Consider the following 16,284-nt stretch of genomic DNA (forward strand, 5'->3'; position numbering starts at 1 on the left):
CCGTCTACTGAGTGGAGTCGTTGCCCCGCCGCAACATAGGATGCGGATTGGCGCGACGGAACTACCTCAGCGTAGTTCCCGGTGGAAACTCTTCACGTGCAGCATCCCGGCCACACTTCTGATTCAGAACGGGATTTTAACGGGATTTGGGCCGTCAGAAGACGAAGGCGGCCGCTCGTTCGAGCCCGGGAAGGACCGGGGCTGCGGCATCGAACAAGGTTCGATGGCCTAACTCACCGTGGGTACGGGTCATGATCATGGCCCGCGGCGGCTTGGATTCGGCTGAGACCCCCACCAGACGCCCGCCCTCTTTCAGCTGCTCGAGCAACGCCTCCGGCTTCACCTCGGCAGCGCCATTGAGGATGATCACGTCATAGGGAGCGCCGGCAGGATCGCCCTCGGTGCAGGCAGCAGCCTTGCAGGTGACGTTGGCAAGCCCCAGGGACGCGAAGGCATCCCTGGCCTTCGCGACCAGAGCCGAATCGCATTCCGTGGCGGTGACCTGCCGCGCCAGCCTGGCTGCCAGCGCGGCGAGGTATCCCGTGGCGCAGCCGACCACCAGCACGTTGTCGCCCTCGCCGATTTCGGCGGCCTGCAACAGCTTGCCAGTCAGCTGCGGCTTGATCAGGAAGCGCTTGGCGGTGCCCTCGCTCACGTCGAGGTCGAGGTCCAGATAAGCCAGCGCCTGCCTGCCGGCCGGCACGAAGGCCTCGCGCGGAACCGTGAGCATGGCATCGAGAACACGACGGTCGGTGACGTCATTGGTGCGCACCTGGCCATCGACCATTTTGAGGCGCGCGGTCGAGAAACCGGACATTTGCGGACCCTGCAATGCGGACGAAGCCGCGGACGAAATTCGCGGCATCTTTGGAGCATGCACGGCCAAAACGCAACACGGCCGTTCGCCTGCGGGCTAAGGCTTCCGCATCTTACCGCTTCAGAGACCGGAAGGATTATTCGATCGCCACCGCGAGGCGGCCGATCAGAGCGGCGACCTCATCCAGCCTTGCCGAATCGGGCGTCTCGACCGCACGGGCCAGACAGGCGAGGCATTCGTCGTCGCTCAGTGCGGGAACGTCAGCCGGGAGAATCGAAGGGGCCATGTGCGAACGGTCGACCTGGATGTCTCGCATGGGAATCAGCTCCGTAAAGATCCGGCAAACCCAAGCCTCGATTTCAATTGAGTCGATTTGGCGCCGCCCTCATGGCCCGACGGCGCCCGTGCACACATCCTCTTGAAGATGATTCCGGGCGGCCTTCGTAAAGGCGCTGCTCAGAAAGCAATGCAACGACGTCTCGCGCCACATGAGGGCGCGACCATAAATCATTGAATTTGCGGCAAGATTTGGCTCCCCGGGCTGGATTCGAACCAGCGACCATCCGATTAACAGTCGGATGCTCTACCGCTGAGCTACCGAGGAAAAGGCGAACCATTCGTTCGCGCGGGGCTGCGTATAACAAAGCCGCTTGCGCTTGCAAAGGACGAATTCGTCACCATCCGAACGTACTTGAGGAAGGGCCTGAGCGGCCCCTCCTCCGGGCCATCGTCTCCGGGCAATATTGGCCGGCCGCTATTCCGCGAGGAACGAGGTCGTCTTGGTGCCGGGATCGTAGCGCAGCCGAAGCGCGGTCATCTTGCACAGGTTGACGTTCTTCCACAGCACGGACTCGTCGTAGTTCTGCCAGTCGACGCGGATGTTCCAGACACATCCCTCGTCGTCCTCGTCGAACTCGACATAGGTGCTGGTCTGGTTCTGCAAGACCTTGTCGAGCTCGTTATCCCATTCGTCCAGGCCATCGTCCGGTGCGTTGAAGCCGAGGAATTTGATGGCATAGCCGGTCTCGTTGACGACCGTGACGTTGCGTGCGTCGGCTGCGAACGATGGCATGGCGGCGATCGAAAGACCGACCGCGATCAATCCGGACAGAAAATATTTCATGTGAAAATCCTCCGATCGAAACAGGCCTCGGCGCCCCGCGTCGATCGGCGCAGGCGCCGCGGCAACGAAAAGCGTTGCCTCAAGACACGTCCGGAGCGCGATCGATGGGTTCAGGACACGATCGACCGGCACTCCAGGACGCTTGCGCGACGCGAGACGCGCCCAGCCTTTTTATCGTTTCGAATTCTCCGCAGCAATGAACCGGCATTCATAGGTCGGCAGAGTTTGTCTTCTCCGCAGGCGCCGGCACCGCGGCGCCGTTGCTCTTGCCGGTCACGGCGCCGACCAGCGCCTTCACGGGATCATCGCCCGGCGCAAAGCCGCTCTGGCGCAGGATCTCGTCGATCATCGGACGCAGCGCGTGCACCTTGAGCAGCTCGCCGGCGAGCCCTTCGCCGAAGCCGACATTGCCTCCACCGGCGCCGTTGCCGCCGAACGCACCGCCGGTGTGCAGGATACGGACGTCCTTGAGGTTGGCGATCGGCTTGACCATCTCGGCCAGCGCCGACGGCATCGTCTCGATCCGCTTCTTGGCGAGCTCGAAGTCGATCACGTTGGCGCCGAGCTTGTTCTGCGCCTCGTTCTTGAGCGTGATGATGGCGGCCTCGGCCTCGCCGATGTTCCTGACGCCGACCGCCTTGATCTTGTTGGACTCGGCTTCCGCCGTCGCCAGCGTCTTGGTGGCCTCGGCGCGATCGAGCGCTGCCTTCTTCTCGGCTTCGGCCGCCACGATCACTTCGGTCGATTTGCGTTCGGCCTCGGTGCGAGCGGCCAGCACTTGGGTGAGACGGGCACGGTCGGCGACCTCGACGGCGCGCGCGGTGACGACCTTTTCCTCCGCGGAAACGGCGAGCGCTTCGGCCGCCTTGGCTTCGGCAACGGCCTCCGAGGTCTGCTTGCTCTTGGAGGCGATCTGGATCTCGTTCTCCTGCGTGGCGATCTGGATCTCGCGCTGCGCGTCGGTCTTGCGCTTGTTGATCGCCAGATCGGACTCGATGACGGCCGTTTCCTTCACCTGCTTGGCGCCCGCCTCCTTCTCGGCGACGGCCCGGTCGGTATCGATACGGGCGTTCTCCTCGGTCAGGCGCGCTGTTTGCGTGGCGGTCGCGACCTCGGCCCGCGTGCTCGCGGTCTTGTTGGCGATGTCGCGCTCCTGCGACAGCTCCGCTTCCTTCTTGGTGCGTTCGATGGTCAGCGTCTGCTGGCGCGCCTCGAGATCCTTTTGCGCTATCGCCACTTCATTGTCGCGCACGATCGAGTTGCGGTCGCGGCGGCGGGTCTCAGTGACCGTCTTCAGTTGGGTGAGACCTTCGGCGTCGAAGAAGTTTTCCGGATTGAAGAATTTGACGTCGGTCTGGTCGAGCTTGGTGAGCGACACCGACTCCAGCTCGAGGCCGTTCGATTTCACGTCGGACTCGACCGTGGACTGGACGTGCTTGACGAAGTCCGAACGTTTCTCCTGAAGCTCGAGGATGGTCATGGTCGCAGCGACGGAGCGCAGGCCGTCGACGAACTTTGCTTCGACCTGGTTGCGCAGCGCCTCGGCGTCGTTGGTCAGCGCGCCCAGCGTCTGGCTGGCCAGCGCAATGCTTTCCTCGTCCGGGCGGACGCGGACGTAAAACTCGGCGACGATGTCGACGCGCAGGCGGTCCTTGGTGATCAGGGATTCCCGCTCCTTGCGCTCGACGGTGAGGCGCAAGGTCTTCAGATTGACGCTGGCATAGGAGTGGAAGATCGGCAGGATCATGGCGCCGCCGTCGAGCACGACCTTCTTGCCGCCGAGGCCGGTGCGCACGAAGGCCTCGTCTCGCGTGGCGCGCTTGTAGAGGATGGTGAAGACGATCCCGAGAACGACGATCAGCGCGACGCCGATCATGGCCGGGACTGCGATGTCGAACATGACTTTCTCCAATAATGGCTTGCTAGCTGCTTAGAGTGGGCTTGGACGGTTTGAGTTCATCGTCGGCCTTCACCGCGACGAAGCGGGTGCCGTCGCGATCGACCAGCAGGACCATGGTTCCCTGCGGCAGGGGCGATGATGACGGCGCGGCGACCGCCCAGACGAAATGGCGGTTGCCGTGGATGTCGGCGACGCTGACCTTGCCGGGCGGCCCCTGGTCGAGCGGGCCGATGACCACCTCGCCGATGCGGCCGACGAGGTCCCCAAGGCCGACGGCGTAGCTTTCGTCCTTCGGAATGATCCGCGCGATGGCTCGGCTGGCGGCGCGGACCAGGGGAACCGAGACCCCGAGGGCCCCGACCGAGGCGGCCGTCGCCGGCAAGGGCCCCGCCACCATCCGCGCGACGTCCTGGATCAGGAAGCCGGTGATTGAGAAGGCGCCGAGCAACAGCAGCAGGAAGATCAAGAGCGGCACGCCGCCGACATTGATCCAGGAGATCGCGTTGATGACGCCATTGTCGCTGGGATGACCGAAATCGATGTTGGTGCCGAGCATCTCGCTCAAGGAGGCCCCGACCAGCATCGAGACCACCTCGATCGAGCCAACGATGAGGATCATGGCCGCCGCGATTGCGAACGGCCGCACCTCCGGCATCATGACGTGTTCGAGCAGGGCGCTCATGACACGGCACTCAGGAGCGCGACTTCAGCCGCGCCAGCCTCGCCGCAATTTCCTTGTCGCGATGAAGCGCGCTGAGCTCGTCGATGTCGCTCGAATATGGGATTCCGGGTGGCACCCCGGTGGCCCGCGCCACTGCCCTGCCCGCGCGCAGCGCCTTCGCGGCCGCGGAGCTGCCGCCCCGCTTGCGGGACGACGTCGAGGCCTGATGGCTTGCGGCAGTCTCGCTCTTTTCGAGATCGGCGCGGCGTTGCTCGGCGTCCTGGAGCGCTGACAGCACCGCACGCAGCGAGGTGACGCATTGCTCGATCTTCTCGTTGTTCTCGTCGATGGCACGAGAGAGCACCTCGAATTGCGCCTCCAGATCCATCTGCCGCGCGATGCCGGCGCGGGCGAGGTCATCGCGCCCGTCGGTGATCGCCCCTTCGATCTTGGTCGCGAGATCGGCCATCTCGCGCTCGATCTCGGTGCGGCGCGCGTTGAGGCGGTATTCCTCGGCACGCGCAGCGGCGAGCGCGTCGCGCGCCTCGCTCTCGGCGTGCTCGATCTCGCGGATGGCCTGGCCGACCACTTTCAGCTTGTTCTTGCCCTCCGCCTGCTCGATCGCGTCATAGGCGATGCCGGCGATCAGACGTCCGACCCGGGACAGGAAATTGTCGGGGGCGGCAGCGATGGTATCCATAGCGTTCTCCTCCTCTGGCAGAGTGTTCGGCGTGACGCCGTAGTGAACTTCGAAGCCATCGTCGGTGCGGATGAGGCGTGCGGGCACGCTCTGCCCCCAGCCCTCGGCGTAGCCGGCGTAATCGAAGGGCACGCTGAAGCGCCCTTGCACGGTCGCAATCGAAATGGTGGCCGGGCCCTTGATCTTGGCGAGCTTGTCGTCGAGCGGTAGACGACGGCCCTGCGCCGCGCGATATTCGGCGCGGTCGCGCAGGCCCAGCGTCACCAGGCGCGACGGCAGCGCCGTTGCCTTGCGGATCGGCTCATAGGCGTGGGCATGGAGCAGCACGACGTTGGAGCCGACATTGTGGCTCCGCGCGACCTCATCGAGGATCTCCATCATGCGGTCATAGGCCTCAAACGTCGCCTCCAGGGCGGCCTTAGCGGCCGGGTCAGGGGCAAGCCTGTAACGCAGCGCAGACGGCGCGTTTCGGGGCGACTGGCTCATGGAAAGCACTAAAGCACCATTTTAGTGCTTTAGGAAGAGAGGGTACGATCACGTTCCACTGATCCTTGTGCACTCCAGGGATTGGTCGCTGTCGCCCGGGGCCGCGTTCAAATGCGGGCTATCACCTCTAGATCACCGCCGATCAAGACTTCTTGCACGCGCGGGTTGCAATTTTAGCGAAAGTTCGCGCGAAGTTGGAACGCAGGCGCCGTAGGAGGACGTAGGGCGGATTGGCCGAAGAGTCATCCGCAGCATTCACCTCCGCGGCGAGGATGGCGCGGATTAAGCTTCGCTAACGCCCTACGCTGCTCTTACGGCCGCCGGCAGACCAGATCGATCTCGATCAAGGCGTCGTACGCCAAGCCAGTGACACCGACGCAGGTGCGGGCTGGCAGGCGGTCCGTCGGAAAGTACGTGCGATAGGTCTCGTTCATCGCCGCATAATCTTCCTTGAAGCGCGTCAGATAGATCCGTGTCATCACGACGTGATCGAAGCCGAGATCGAGCCCCGCCAGAACAATCTTCAAGTTCTCCATCACCGCGCGGGTCTGCGCGACGATGCCGTCGGGCAGTACGCCCGGCGCTTGCGGCGTGTCCGGCATCTGGCCGGTGACGAAGACGAAGCCGTCGGTCTCCACGGCGTGGCTGAAGGGTGCGACCGGCTTCGGGCCGCCGCTGATCATGTGGAATTTCACCGAGAATGTCCTTGTTAAGGTGCGTCCTGAAACAGGCGCTTGCTGAGGATGGCGTGCACGCCCCAATTGCCGTCGACGACTTGCGTGACGCCGAAATCGACGGCGGCGGACATCAGCGCGATCGCCTCGTCCTCGCTGAGGCCTTTGACGTTCATCAGGAAGCGCCGCATCTTGCGGAACGCGTCCTTCATGGCGAGATCGAGCGACGACTTTGCGTAGACCTCGCTCTGCCCCTTGGCGCCGAACTCCGCGAGGTAGTTCGGATGGCTGAAGCCGGTCAGCACCCAATCGGTCGCAGTCTCGATCAGGGGATAAGAGAGATCGGCGAAGGGCTGGCCGGCAAGATCGGCCTTCTTGTGCAGGATCACCTCGAAGGTGCCGGTCATCGAGCATTCGATCGCGGTGCCGCTCAACTCGCCGTCGCCTTGCGTGGCGTGGGGATCGCCGACCGACAACAGCGCGCCGGGGACCGAAACAGGGAGATAGACCGTTGCCCCCTTCCCCAGCCGCCAATTGTCGAGATTGCCGCCGAAATAGGACGGTGGCACCGAGTCGATGAAATCGACCTCGCGCGGCGCCACCGCGATCACGCCGAAATGCGGCCGCAAGGGAATCTTGATGCCGTCGAGCACGGCATGCCGGCGCTTGACCGTGCCGGGCGCCACTGGAACTCCGGGATAATCATAGGCCGCGTGCACCACCCCGAACGGATCGGTTTGCGGCTCCCAGCGGTAGGAATAGAGCGCGCGGGCGTGCGGCGCGTCGGTGTCGTCGAAGATCTCGTAGATCGTCACGACCTCGCGTGGCTTCGGACCCGCGAGAAACTCGTTGTAGTGATAGCCCCACCAGGCTGCGACGGAGGAGCCGAACACGCGGCCTGAATGTTCGGGATGACGGCTTGCGCGCGGCACGATGTCGAGGATCCGCACCTCCAGCACGTCGCCGGGCTGGGCGTCCTTCACCGCCACGGGACCCGTGCAGATGTGCACGCCAAAGCCTTCGCCGGCACCGCGTCCGAACACGCTGGCATCCATCGGACCCGCGCCGCGACGATCCACGTTCTTCCTGGCCTTGGTCCAGCCGAACACGCTTTCAGCGGCGGCATCGCCCGCGATCATCAGCTCGGGGTCGTCGGATGCATGCTGGGTCAGCGTCTCGATGGTGATGGTATCGCCCGAGGCGATCTCGAGCTGCGGCTGCAGCGAACGGCTGAAATAGCCCCAGTGAACACGGTTGGCTTCGATCGGGAGATGATGGTGCTTGCGACCCTCAGCTCTCGGCTCATCGAAGTCGGCGAGGCAGACATTGCTGCGCGCCTCCGTACCGGTCTGATGCGCGCGGAGCTGTGCCAGCGCGTCCTGCGGCCAGCCGCGCTGACCGATGGTTCCGTGCTGCAACGTCGCGCGCTCGGCCTCCTGCTGGCGAAACTCGCGCGGCGGCAGGCCGAAGCGGTGGCGGAAGGCGCGGCTGAAATGCGCGGAATCGCCAAAGCCATAGGCGTAGGCGATCTCCGAGATCGAACGATGCGCCTCGGTCGGATTGGACAGGTCGGCCCAGGCACGCTGAAGCCGTCGCTCGCGAACGTAGTGAGTGAAATTGTCGCCGACCGTCTCGAACAGTTTTTGCAGATAGCGTTCGGAAATGCCCTCGGCTTGCGCCACGCGGGCCGGCACCAGGTCGGGATCGTCGAGGCGACGCTCGATGGTCTGGCAGATCCGGTGCAGCAGCGCGGCCTGCGCCGCACTGGATCCGGCATCGGAGGTCGACGCCGCCAGCTGATGCGCGAGCGTCAGGAGAAGATCGACGAGCGACTGCGCGAGCGAATTCCATTCGGCGTCACTCAACGTGTCGAGCGTGCGCGCGGCCGCATCCAGCAGACGCGAGAACACGTCGGCAAAGCCGGTGGTCGGCACGACCCGGGGCTCGCCGAGCCGCGGCTTGCCCGAAAGGCGCCCGTGCAGCGCTTCCGAGGTCACCGACAGCACGATGGCGCGCATGTCGCGCTGGAACACGATGCTCCAATCGCCGCTGCGCGGCAGCAGCACGAGGTGGCCGACGGGAACGATACGATGACTGCCGGCGCTCTTCAGCACCATGCCGTCCTCGACCGGCATCAGAGCGATGGGCAGGTCCTCGTTCGCTCGCGAGAGCGGACCGACGCTCTGCGCGCCCGCAGCCATGCGCGTCAACGCGACGCCTGCGGCGTGCCGGTGCGAGGCGGTCGCGTGTCCGTCGAAGAGGCCGTGACCACCCGCCGGCTGCAGGCCAACCGCGGCCAGCACGTCCCGCCAGGCCTCGGGGCGGTCGTCTTGCGCGTAGGACTCGCTCGTGAACGGACGGAAGCTCATCGGTTCGACCCAGATTGCAGTGGATCGAAGCAACCTCTGTGCCAGACGCGCGCGGTCATCCGTCGCAGCGACGGGCCGCAAATGCGGGTTCTCCTTCACGCGCTCATCCCGAATAGCGAATGCGCTTCAACGCATTAGTCGCACCGAAAAATGTTCTTGCGGATCGTGCCGTGGACGCCCCAATTGGCGTCGACCACCTGGGTGACGCCGAAATCGGCGCCGACCGACAGCAGCGAGATCGCCTCGTCCTCGCTGAGACCGTGCACTGTCATCAGAAACCGGCGGAGTTTTCTGAACGCATCGCGCATCGCACGGTCGAGACTCGAGTGATTGGCAATCTCGGTTTGCGCATCTGCACCGAGCGCGGCCAGGTAGTTCGGATAGGTAAAGCCGTAGAACGACCAGGCATGATCGGTTTCGAGCATGGGGTGGTCGAGGCCTTCGAGATTGGTGCCGGCCAGATCGGCCTTCTTGTGCAGGATGAATTCGAAATCGCCGGTCAGCGAGGTCTCGATCGCGGTGCCGCCGAGCTCGCTGTCGCCTTGCGCGGCATGGGGATCGCCGACCGAGAAATAGGCGCCTGATACGGCGACCGGATAGAACATTCGCGCGCCCTTGCCGATGCGCCAGTCGTCGATATTGCCGCCGGTATAGCTCGGCGGGATCGAGCTGACGAAATCGGCTTCCGATGGCGCGAGGCCCATGGTGCCGAAGTGCAATCGTGCAGGCACCTTTACGCTGGAGAGGATGTTCTCGCGCTTCCTGATGGTGGCGTGATCGACGCGCACGCCGGGATAGTCGATGGTCGGATGCACGATGCCGTCGGGGTCGGTCTGCGGCGTCCAGACGTAATTATAGACGGCCTTCGCGTAGGGCTCGCCGGAGGTATCGAGCTCGAAGATGGTGACGACCTCGCGCGGCTTCGGCTCCTCGATGAGATCGTGGTAGTGGAAGCCCCAGTTCGCCGCGACGTTGGAGCCGAAGCAGCGGCCGGCATGGCAGGCGCTGCAGCTCGGCCGCGGCCGGACGTCGAGAATGCGCACTTCGAGAATGTCACCGGGCTCGGCGCCTTCGATTGCGACCGGACCGGTGAGGAGATGCACGCCGATCCCCTCGCCTGCGCCGCGGATGAACGGGCCCTCGACGGGGCCGGAGCCGCGGCGCGCCACCGCCTTGTGCTCCCGGGTCCACTGGAACACGCTCTCGGCGCCGGGATCGCCCTGGATCATGCGCTCGTAATCGTCATTCGCATGATGCGTGAGCGTCTCGATCGTGGCGCGATCTCCGGAACGCAGCGTCAGGGCCGGTGCGACCGCCTTGGAGAAATAGCCCCAGTGAACGGTCTTCGGCGAAACCGGCAGCGTGACATGCTTCATGACTTCAACTCTTCTGACCTGGCTCTTCGGGAGTCTCGAATCCTGCGGCGACGGCGCTCATCGCACCGCCTCCGGCGTCTTGTCGGCTTCCATCACACTGAGGAAGCGCGCCGTCAGCGGATTGCGGGGATTGGTGAGCACCTCGTGCGCCGGTCCCTCCTCGATGATCGCGCCCCCGCTCAGGAACGCGACGCGGTCGGCGACCTCGTCGGCGAAGCGGATCTGGTGCGTCGAGATGATCATGGTGAGGCCGTCGTCGATGGCAAGGCGGCGGATCACCTCCAGCACTTCGTTGACGAGCTCGGGATCGAGCGCGGAGGTCGGCTCGTCGAGCAACAGCACGCTCGGGTTCGGTGCCAGCGCGCGCGCGATGGCGACGCGCTGCTGCTGGCCGCCGGAGAGATGCCGCGGCAGCGCGTCGGCGCGATGCGAGAGACCGACGCGGTCGAGCAATTCGGTGGCACGGCGGTCGGCATCGATGCGGGTCATGCCGTGCACCCAGCGCAGGGGGCCGGCGACGTTCTCCTTCGCCGACAGATGCGCGAACAGATTGAACTGCTGGAACACCATGCCGACGCCGACGCTGGCGCGCTCATTGGCAATGGCGCGCGGCGACAGCCGCTTGCCGTTCTCGTCGAAGCCGAGGCGGCGTCCGCCGACGCGCAGTGTGCCGGCGTCCCAGTTTTCGAGATGGTTGATACAGCGAAGCAGCGTGCTCTTGCCGGAGCCGCTGGGACCGAGCAGCGCAACGACCTCGCCGACGCGCACCGTGAGGTCGAGACCGTCCAGGACCTTTTGCGGGCCGTAGCTTTTGGTGAGGTCCTTTGCTTCCACCGCGATATTGTTGCGCGCGATGGTCGTGGCCCGGCGGGCACGCTCCTCCCGCGTCAGGGCCAGCGGCGGGGTGTCAGCAAGCTCTGCGGGATCTGGATCGGCGACGGTCGCATCGGCAAGTTCGAGCTTGGTGGCGAGATCGACGCGGCGCCAGGGCAGATAGTCGGCGAGCTTGCGCTCGCGGCGCGTGGTACGGTCGAGATCGAGCAGCCATTCGACGAAGAGCTGGATCACACTGATGGTCGCGGTCAGCACGAGATAGAGCAGACCCGACGCGAAGAAGATCGAGAAGAAATCGAAGGTCGAGGACGCCAGCTGCGTCGAGCGCAGGGTCAGCTCCTGCACCGCGACGACAGAGGCGAGCGATGAATTCTTCAGGGCGCTGACGGCCTCGTTGCCGAAGGCCGGGATCATGGTGCGGATGGCCTGCGGCGCGATCACCCGGCGCATCAGGACGGACGGTGTCATGCCGAGCGCCTGGCCAGCCGTCAGCTGGCCGCGATCCACGCCGAGCACGCCGGCGCGCAGCATCTCGGCTATGAACGGCGCCTCGTTGCAGGCGAGCGCGAGGCCGGCTGCCAGCACCGCCGGCAGCTTGATGCCGATATGCGGCAGCGCGTCGTAGGCGAACACCATCTGCAGGATCAGCGGCGTGCCGCGGAAGATCACGGTATACGCCCTGGCGATTGCCGCAAGGAGCCAGAAGCGCGAGAGCTGCATCCCTGCGAGGATCAATCCGAGGATCAATCCGCCGCCGAGCCCGAGGGCGGTCACCTCGAGGGTGAGCTCGATGCCCTCGAGCAGATACGGCATGCTCAGATAGTGAAGGAACAGCGACATCAGCCAGCCGTCATGAGAGCGGGATCAAATTTGGTCGAAGGCGGTGGATGGGCTGATCACCTCTCCCTTGGGGACAGGTCGGATCGCATCGTCCGACGCGATCCGGGTGAGGGGGTACGCTTGCTCCGGAGTTCGCGGTGCCCCCTCACCCGGCGCTTCGCGCCAACCTGTCCTCGTCGGGAGAAGTAAGCCGCACTCAGTCGGCGGTCAGGATGTCCGGCTCCTTGAAGTTGTTCACGTCGAGCCCATGCTTCTTCAGAAGCTCCATATGCGTACCGGCCTTCTGCACCTCGATCAGCGCAGCCAGCACGGCGTCGCGGAATTTCGGCTTGTCCTTGGGCACGGCGATGCCGACGGAATACGGGATCGTCACCGCGATCGCCTTTTCGAGCTTGTCCGGATAGGCCTTCACCGCGCTGTCGACCGTGTTGACGTCGTTGATATAGGTGTCGGCGCGACCGGCGAGGATCGCCTGGATGCAGTTGGCGTTGTTGTCGTAGAGCTGGATGGTCGGCTCGGGCTTGCCCGCCTTCTTGCACTCGGGGATCAGGGCCTGGATCAGGGGCACCTCGACATAGCCGGTGTTTTCCGCGGCAGCCGCGCCGCACATCGAAATATTGATGCCGTTGATGCCCTTCGGATTGCCCTTCGCGACCAGCACGCCGTCGAACACCTTCGAATAGGTGATGAAGTCGGCCGCCTTGGCACGCTCCTTGGTGGCGTAGATGTCGGAGATGACGATGTCGGCCTGGCCCGCGGCCAGTGTGGTCAGCAGCGCCGCGAACGTCACCGGCTTGTAGGTCAGCTTGAAGCCGAGGCATTCACCGATGGCTTCGCCGAGATCGATGTCGAAGCCGATGTATTTGCTGGGATCCTTGGGATCGATGGTCTCGTAGCCCGGCGTGTGCGGGTTGATGGCGTTGACGAGCGTCTTACCCTTCCAGTCCGGATATTTCTCCTGCAGCGCGGCACAGGCGGAGGGCGCCGCGGCCTGTGCGCTCAGCGGTGCTGCGGCAACCAGGCCAAGGGCGATGCTGGCGCCGAGCGCGAGCTTGCGCCAAGACGTTGCGCGCGCCGTTCCCCGCCGCGCCTGGGGCAATACCCGTCTCTCCATGTCCCGCTCCTTCGAATTGTCATGGCAAAGGCCATGTTCCAGATCTCGAAAGCGAGCCTAGGGGGAGAGCCGACGGGAAAGCTTGTCCGCGGACGTACAAAAAATTGGATGGAGGGGGCCTGCGATTTGGGCAGGCGGCTGCCCAAAAACTGCTCGGGCGCGAATTGGCGTGATACGCAATTGGCGAATTCGGAGGAATCAAATGGTTTCGATTGGGAGAGATATCTGCACGATCAAAGCCTCACTCAGTGAGGCCGCTTGACGAAGATATGACGGGCGGTGGACGCATCTACCCGCCGACGCCGCGATATCCACAGCCTGTCCGCAGCATATCCACAGGCCGACTATGCCGGATTCGCTTGGCCTCACGAGGCACTTGCTGCGCACAAATGCACAGAGCCGGTATGTCAGCCGCCGGCCTGATCGAACACGCTGCGGCAAGCCTCGCTCAAGCTCGACCGGTTACGGCGCAGGCAGGCCGTGATGGCGCGGACATTGGGGATTTCGCCGGCGCAGAGCCGGTAGACGTCGGGTGTGCAGGCCCGGCGCTGTTCGGCTGTCCCCTGCCCGTGGGCGGCGGAGGCAAACAGCGTCAGGAACAGCCCGACCGTGGAGGCGCGGCGCGCCCGGCTCTTCACTCCCGCAAACCGCAAGAACCTCGTCTTCATGACCAGTCTCCCGTTCCGCCCTGCCCGCTCCGGCCTGCATTGGGCCGGTGTGCGAAGGAGTTAAGAGAAATAAACCGCCGAGGATGTGATCTCTTTCACACTCGGGATGCTCGCCCCGAATGTAGGTTCCCGACGGGACTTCTTTAGAAATCGCTAACCAATCGGGACCCGATCGCCGGATCGCTAAAATGCGAACGATCGGCTCAACCGGGTAACAAACCGGCCTTGCGACATTGCGCCGTCTGCGTTCTGCGAGGGTGCGATGAGAAGCGAAGCCGAATTCAATCTGCTGCTGGATGCCGTCCGGGACGCCATGGTCATTGAAGACTTGGCTCCCGCGCCGGAGGAGGAATTCGTGCCCCGCTCGTGGAGTTTTGACGCGACGCCCAAGGCCGCCAATGACAACGAGGGCGCCTGGCCCCTCCTGCCGTTCCCCGATGGCTGGTACGCGGCCAGCTGAGGCCGCTTTCACGGTGAGCCGTAGCGCCCGCCTCTCCGGCGTTTTGCCGTAGGCGCTGTGTGAAACCCGGCGCCGCGACAATCAGGTCTTGGCGCGTTCCTCGCCATCCTGCGGCACCCGGTCGGGTACGGCCGATGGAAAGATGCTGTCATAGATCGCACGGGCCTCGCGGATGAGGCGAGCCCGCTCCAGCTCGGACTTCGGGACAAATCGGACGATGTCGCCCACGGGTGCTCCAGCGCTTGTTGATGTCAGTCGCATCACTTCGCAGATGCGAAGTGTATGCCAACGGGCGTGAATCGGGGGTTTCCAGCCAGCCCCGGGCAAACCCGGGGGGCACCACGCGGCGAGCCTCGCCGGCGCGCCCATCGGAAGACGCCCGGAATCTAATTTCGTTGAAAAATCAGATATTTATGATGGAGGCCACGTCGGGACTCGAACCCGAGTAAACGGTTTTGCAGACCGGCGCGTAACCACTCCGCCACGTGGCCCCGTAAGGGCGGACCAATATAGGGGATCAACGGGTTAGGCAACCGCCTTCGCCGATTTTGGCTGGAGCCTGCCCGGTCCGGGGGATCCTTCGAACCGCTACGCCTTCTTCGCGCCGGACCCCGCCAGATATTGCGCGAGAATCGCATCGGTTGCGCCGGCCGCGATGATCCTGCCCTGCTCCAGCAGGATCGCCCGGTTGCAGGTGCTCTGGATCAGCTCGATGTCATGTGAGGCAAGCACCAGGATGCCGGCGCGGGCGACGATCTCGTCCAGCCGCTGCCGCGCCTTCTTGCGGAATCGCTGGTCGCCGACGCCGATCCATTCGTCGAGCAGCACGATCTCGCCTTCGACCGCGGTTGCGACCGCGAAGATCAGGCGCAACATCATCCCGCTGGAATAGGTGCGCAGCGGCAGGTCGAGCCGGTCGCCGAGCTCGGTGAATTCGGCGATCTCGGCGCGCCGCGCGTCGATCTCGGCACGCCGCGCGCCGATCACGAGGCCCCGCCGCATGATGTTCTCGTAGCCGGTCGCTTCCTCATCGAACCCGGCCGACAGGTCGAACAGCGACAGGCAGCGGCCGAGCACGTCGATGCTCCCGGCCGTCGGGTGGTAGATGCCGGCGAGAACCCGCAGCAGCGTGGTCTTGCCGGCGCCGTTGGCGCCAATGATGGCGAGGCGATCGCCGGCGCGGATATCGAGACTGATCCCGTTCAGCGCCGTGACGATGTGCGAGACCGCCGGCTTCCGGCGCAGCGTCACGGCACTGACGAACCGGCTGCGCAGCGATCGGTCGCGGAACGTCAGCACCGGGAACGTGACCGAGACGTCGCGAAGTACGATGTGGGCCGTGGCCGTCATGCGCGCATCACAGCCAATACGCCACGCGATGGCGATATTTTGCGTAGCAGCAGAATGCGATGGCGACCAAGGCGATCGCGTAGACCATCCCGAGCAGCCATTGCTGCGCATCGGTCGGCTGCGACAGCAGCGGACGGCGTACGAGATCGAGCAGCGTCGCGAACGGATTGACCGATGTCAGCCAGTGAAACGAGGTGCCGCGCACGCTGTCCTCGGTCCAAATGATCGGGGTGAGGAAGAAGACGAATTGCAGCCCGCTGACGATCGCCGAACCGATGTCGCGAAAACGCGCGCACAGCATGCCGAGCACGACCGCGCCACCGAGCAGCGCGAGAAACAAGATCGCAAAGCCGGGCACCACGACCAGCATGCTCCAGTGCAGCGGCCAGGGCATCACGACGTAAAGCAGCGCGACAATCACCAAATGATGCGCGAAGATGAGGACGTTGCGCGTGATCATCTGCAGGACGTGAACGATCAGTGGTGCCGGCACCGCTTTGATGAGATGACCGGATGCCACGAAGATGTTGGACCCCTCCTGGAGCGTCGTCGCGATCAGGGTCCAGACGATCAGGCCGACCGCGAAGGACGGCAGGAAGGTCGCGATGTCCTGCTTGAACAATGCGGCATAGACCGTGCCGACGCTTGCGATCGTGGCGGCGAGCGTCAGCGTGATCCAGAGCGGGCCGATCACGGTCCGCCGATAACGCAGCGAAATGTCCATCAGCGCGAGCGTGCCCCAACGATCGGGCCGCGCCGCCTGCGTCAGAATTTCCTTCACTGCGAGCTGAATTCGACTGCCCCTTCGGTTGCCACGCGCCGATGCCGCACCAGGACAGCAGATCGGCCACGACCGGCCGATGGTCTCTAGACGCCCGCGCCTTGCGGCGCAATCGACCGTACGGACGAGTT

Annotated in this window: 15 protein-coding genes, 2 tRNA genes and 1 pseudogene; 1 reads left to right on the forward strand and 17 read right to left on the reverse strand. The window is 64.6% G+C overall.

Annotated elements, in window-relative coordinates; all coding sequences use genetic code 11:
- Positions 1 to 154: 154 nt before the first annotated feature.
- The 13 genes from TSA1_RS17665 to TSA1_RS17725 form a co-directional block, all read right to left on the reverse strand.
- Positions 155 to 817 carry a protein-L-isoaspartate O-methyltransferase family protein gene (locus TSA1_RS17665; RefSeq protein WP_100177472.1) on the reverse strand — a complete coding sequence of 221 codons (663 nt, stop codon included), beginning with the start codon at positions 815 to 817 and terminating at the stop codon, positions 155 to 157.
- A 136-nt stretch (positions 818 to 953) separates the two neighbouring features.
- The gene (locus TSA1_RS17670) at positions 954 to 1,133 is read right to left on the reverse strand and encodes a hypothetical protein (RefSeq protein ID WP_100177473.1); all 180 of its coding nucleotides are present in this window, start codon (positions 1,131 to 1,133) and stop codon (positions 954 to 956) included.
- Between the two features lie 213 nt (positions 1,134 to 1,346).
- Positions 1,347 to 1,421: transfer RNA gene (locus TSA1_RS17675), tRNA-Asn, on the reverse strand.
- 150 nt (positions 1,422 to 1,571) lie between these two features.
- Complete coding sequence (locus tag TSA1_RS17680) at positions 1,572 to 1,940, reverse strand: hypothetical protein (protein ID WP_100177474.1); 369 nt, start codon at positions 1,938 to 1,940, stop codon at positions 1,572 to 1,574.
- A gap of 208 nt (positions 1,941 to 2,148) precedes the next feature.
- Positions 2,149 to 3,840, reverse strand: a complete 1,692-nt coding sequence (locus tag TSA1_RS17685; protein WP_100177475.1) for a flotillin family protein — start codon at positions 3,838 to 3,840, stop codon at positions 2,149 to 2,151.
- Between the two features lie 22 nt (positions 3,841 to 3,862).
- On the reverse strand, positions 3,863 to 4,522 hold the full coding sequence (locus TSA1_RS17690; RefSeq protein WP_100177476.1) for an OB-fold-containig protein: 660 nt from the start codon (positions 4,520 to 4,522) through the stop codon (positions 3,863 to 3,865).
- 10 nt (positions 4,523 to 4,532) lie between these two features.
- Positions 4,533 to 5,696, reverse strand: coding sequence for a PspA/IM30 family protein (locus TSA1_RS17695; RefSeq protein ID WP_100177477.1), 1,164 nt, complete (start codon positions 5,694 to 5,696; stop codon positions 4,533 to 4,535).
- Between the two features lie 302 nt (positions 5,697 to 5,998).
- Entirely contained in the window at positions 5,999 to 6,382 is a 384-nt protein-coding gene (locus TSA1_RS17700; protein WP_100177478.1) for a RidA family protein, read from the reverse strand.
- A gap of 14 nt (positions 6,383 to 6,396) precedes the next feature.
- The gene (locus tag TSA1_RS17705; RefSeq protein WP_174718950.1) at positions 6,397 to 8,730 is read right to left on the reverse strand and encodes an acetamidase/formamidase family protein; all 2,334 of its coding nucleotides are present in this window, start codon (positions 8,728 to 8,730) and stop codon (positions 6,397 to 6,399) included.
- A gap of 134 nt (positions 8,731 to 8,864) precedes the next feature.
- Complete coding sequence (locus TSA1_RS17710) at positions 8,865 to 10,106, reverse strand: acetamidase/formamidase family protein (protein WP_100177480.1); 1,242 nt, start codon at positions 10,104 to 10,106, stop codon at positions 8,865 to 8,867.
- A 57-nt stretch (positions 10,107 to 10,163) separates the two neighbouring features.
- Positions 10,164 to 11,780 (reverse strand): amino acid ABC transporter permease/ATP-binding protein, encoded by a 1,617-nt coding sequence (locus tag TSA1_RS17715; RefSeq protein ID WP_100177481.1) that lies wholly within the window; start codon positions 11,778 to 11,780, stop codon positions 10,164 to 10,166.
- Between the two features lie 196 nt (positions 11,781 to 11,976).
- Positions 11,977 to 12,894, reverse strand: coding sequence for an ABC transporter substrate-binding protein (locus TSA1_RS17720; protein ID WP_100177482.1), 918 nt, complete (start codon positions 12,892 to 12,894; stop codon positions 11,977 to 11,979).
- 407 nt (positions 12,895 to 13,301) lie between these two features.
- Positions 13,302 to 13,562, reverse strand: a complete 261-nt coding sequence (locus TSA1_RS17725; protein ID WP_100177483.1) for a hypothetical protein — start codon at positions 13,560 to 13,562, stop codon at positions 13,302 to 13,304.
- A gap of 262 nt (positions 13,563 to 13,824) precedes the next feature.
- Between TSA1_RS17725 and TSA1_RS17730 the strand changes: the two genes are divergently transcribed.
- Positions 13,825 to 14,022 (forward strand): hypothetical protein, encoded by a 198-nt coding sequence (locus TSA1_RS17730; RefSeq protein WP_100177484.1) that lies wholly within the window; start codon positions 13,825 to 13,827, stop codon positions 14,020 to 14,022.
- An 81-nt stretch (positions 14,023 to 14,103) separates the two neighbouring features.
- Here TSA1_RS17730 and TSA1_RS39735 read toward each other — a convergent pair whose 3' ends face one another.
- From TSA1_RS39735 to TSA1_RS17745, 4 genes and pseudogenes are all read right to left on the reverse strand, one after another.
- Complete coding sequence (locus TSA1_RS39735) at positions 14,104 to 14,250, reverse strand: hypothetical protein (protein ID WP_174718951.1); 147 nt, start codon at positions 14,248 to 14,250, stop codon at positions 14,104 to 14,106.
- 189 nt (positions 14,251 to 14,439) lie between these two features.
- Positions 14,440 to 14,513, reverse strand: a tRNA-Cys gene (locus TSA1_RS17735).
- 97 nt (positions 14,514 to 14,610) lie between these two features.
- Positions 14,611 to 15,216: pseudogene (locus TSA1_RS17740) on the reverse strand (ABC transporter ATP-binding protein); the annotation flags it as partial.
- 163 nt (positions 15,217 to 15,379) lie between these two features.
- Positions 15,380 to 16,153 (reverse strand): ABC transporter permease, encoded by a 774-nt coding sequence (locus TSA1_RS17745; protein ID WP_245448325.1) that lies wholly within the window; start codon positions 16,151 to 16,153, stop codon positions 15,380 to 15,382.
- Between the last annotated feature and the right edge of the window lie 131 nt (positions 16,154 to 16,284).

This window comes from Bradyrhizobium nitroreducens (assembly GCF_002776695.1).
GTDB classification, from domain to species: domain Bacteria; phylum Pseudomonadota; class Alphaproteobacteria; order Rhizobiales; family Xanthobacteraceae; genus Bradyrhizobium; species Bradyrhizobium nitroreducens.

Excerpts from the sequence above, each read along its gene's own strand:
- TSA1_RS17710 (WP_100177480.1), bottom strand. The coding sequence starts at position 10,106 with ATGAAGCATGTCACGCTGCCGGTTTCGCCGAAGACCGTTCACTGGGGC.
- TSA1_RS17665 (WP_100177472.1), bottom strand. The coding sequence starts at position 817 with ATGTCCGGTTTCTCGACCGCGCGCCTCAAAATGGTCGATGGCCAGGTG.
- TSA1_RS17730 (WP_100177484.1), top strand. The coding sequence starts at position 13,825 with ATGAGAAGCGAAGCCGAATTCAATCTGCTGCTGGATGCCGTCCGGGAC.
- TSA1_RS17720 (WP_100177482.1), bottom strand. The coding sequence starts at position 12,894 with ATGGAGAGACGGGTATTGCCCCAGGCGCGGCGGGGAACGGCGCGCGCA.
- TSA1_RS17705 (WP_174718950.1), bottom strand. The coding sequence starts at position 8,730 with ATGAGCTTCCGTCCGTTCACGAGCGAGTCCTACGCGCAAGACGACCGC.
- TSA1_RS17685 (WP_100177475.1), bottom strand. The coding sequence starts at position 3,840 with ATGTTCGACATCGCAGTCCCGGCCATGATCGGCGTCGCGCTGATCGTC.
- TSA1_RS17680 (WP_100177474.1), bottom strand. The coding sequence starts at position 1,940 with ATGAAATATTTTCTGTCCGGATTGATCGCGGTCGGTCTTTCGATCGCC.
- TSA1_RS17690 (WP_100177476.1), bottom strand. The coding sequence starts at position 4,522 with ATGAGCGCCCTGCTCGAACACGTCATGATGCCGGAGGTGCGGCCGTTC.
- TSA1_RS17715 (WP_100177481.1), bottom strand. The coding sequence starts at position 11,780 with ATGTCGCTGTTCCTTCACTATCTGAGCATGCCGTATCTGCTCGAGGGC.
- TSA1_RS17670 (WP_100177473.1), bottom strand. The coding sequence starts at position 1,133 with ATGCGAGACATCCAGGTCGACCGTTCGCACATGGCCCCTTCGATTCTC.
- TSA1_RS17725 (WP_100177483.1), bottom strand. The coding sequence starts at position 13,562 with ATGAAGACGAGGTTCTTGCGGTTTGCGGGAGTGAAGAGCCGGGCGCGC.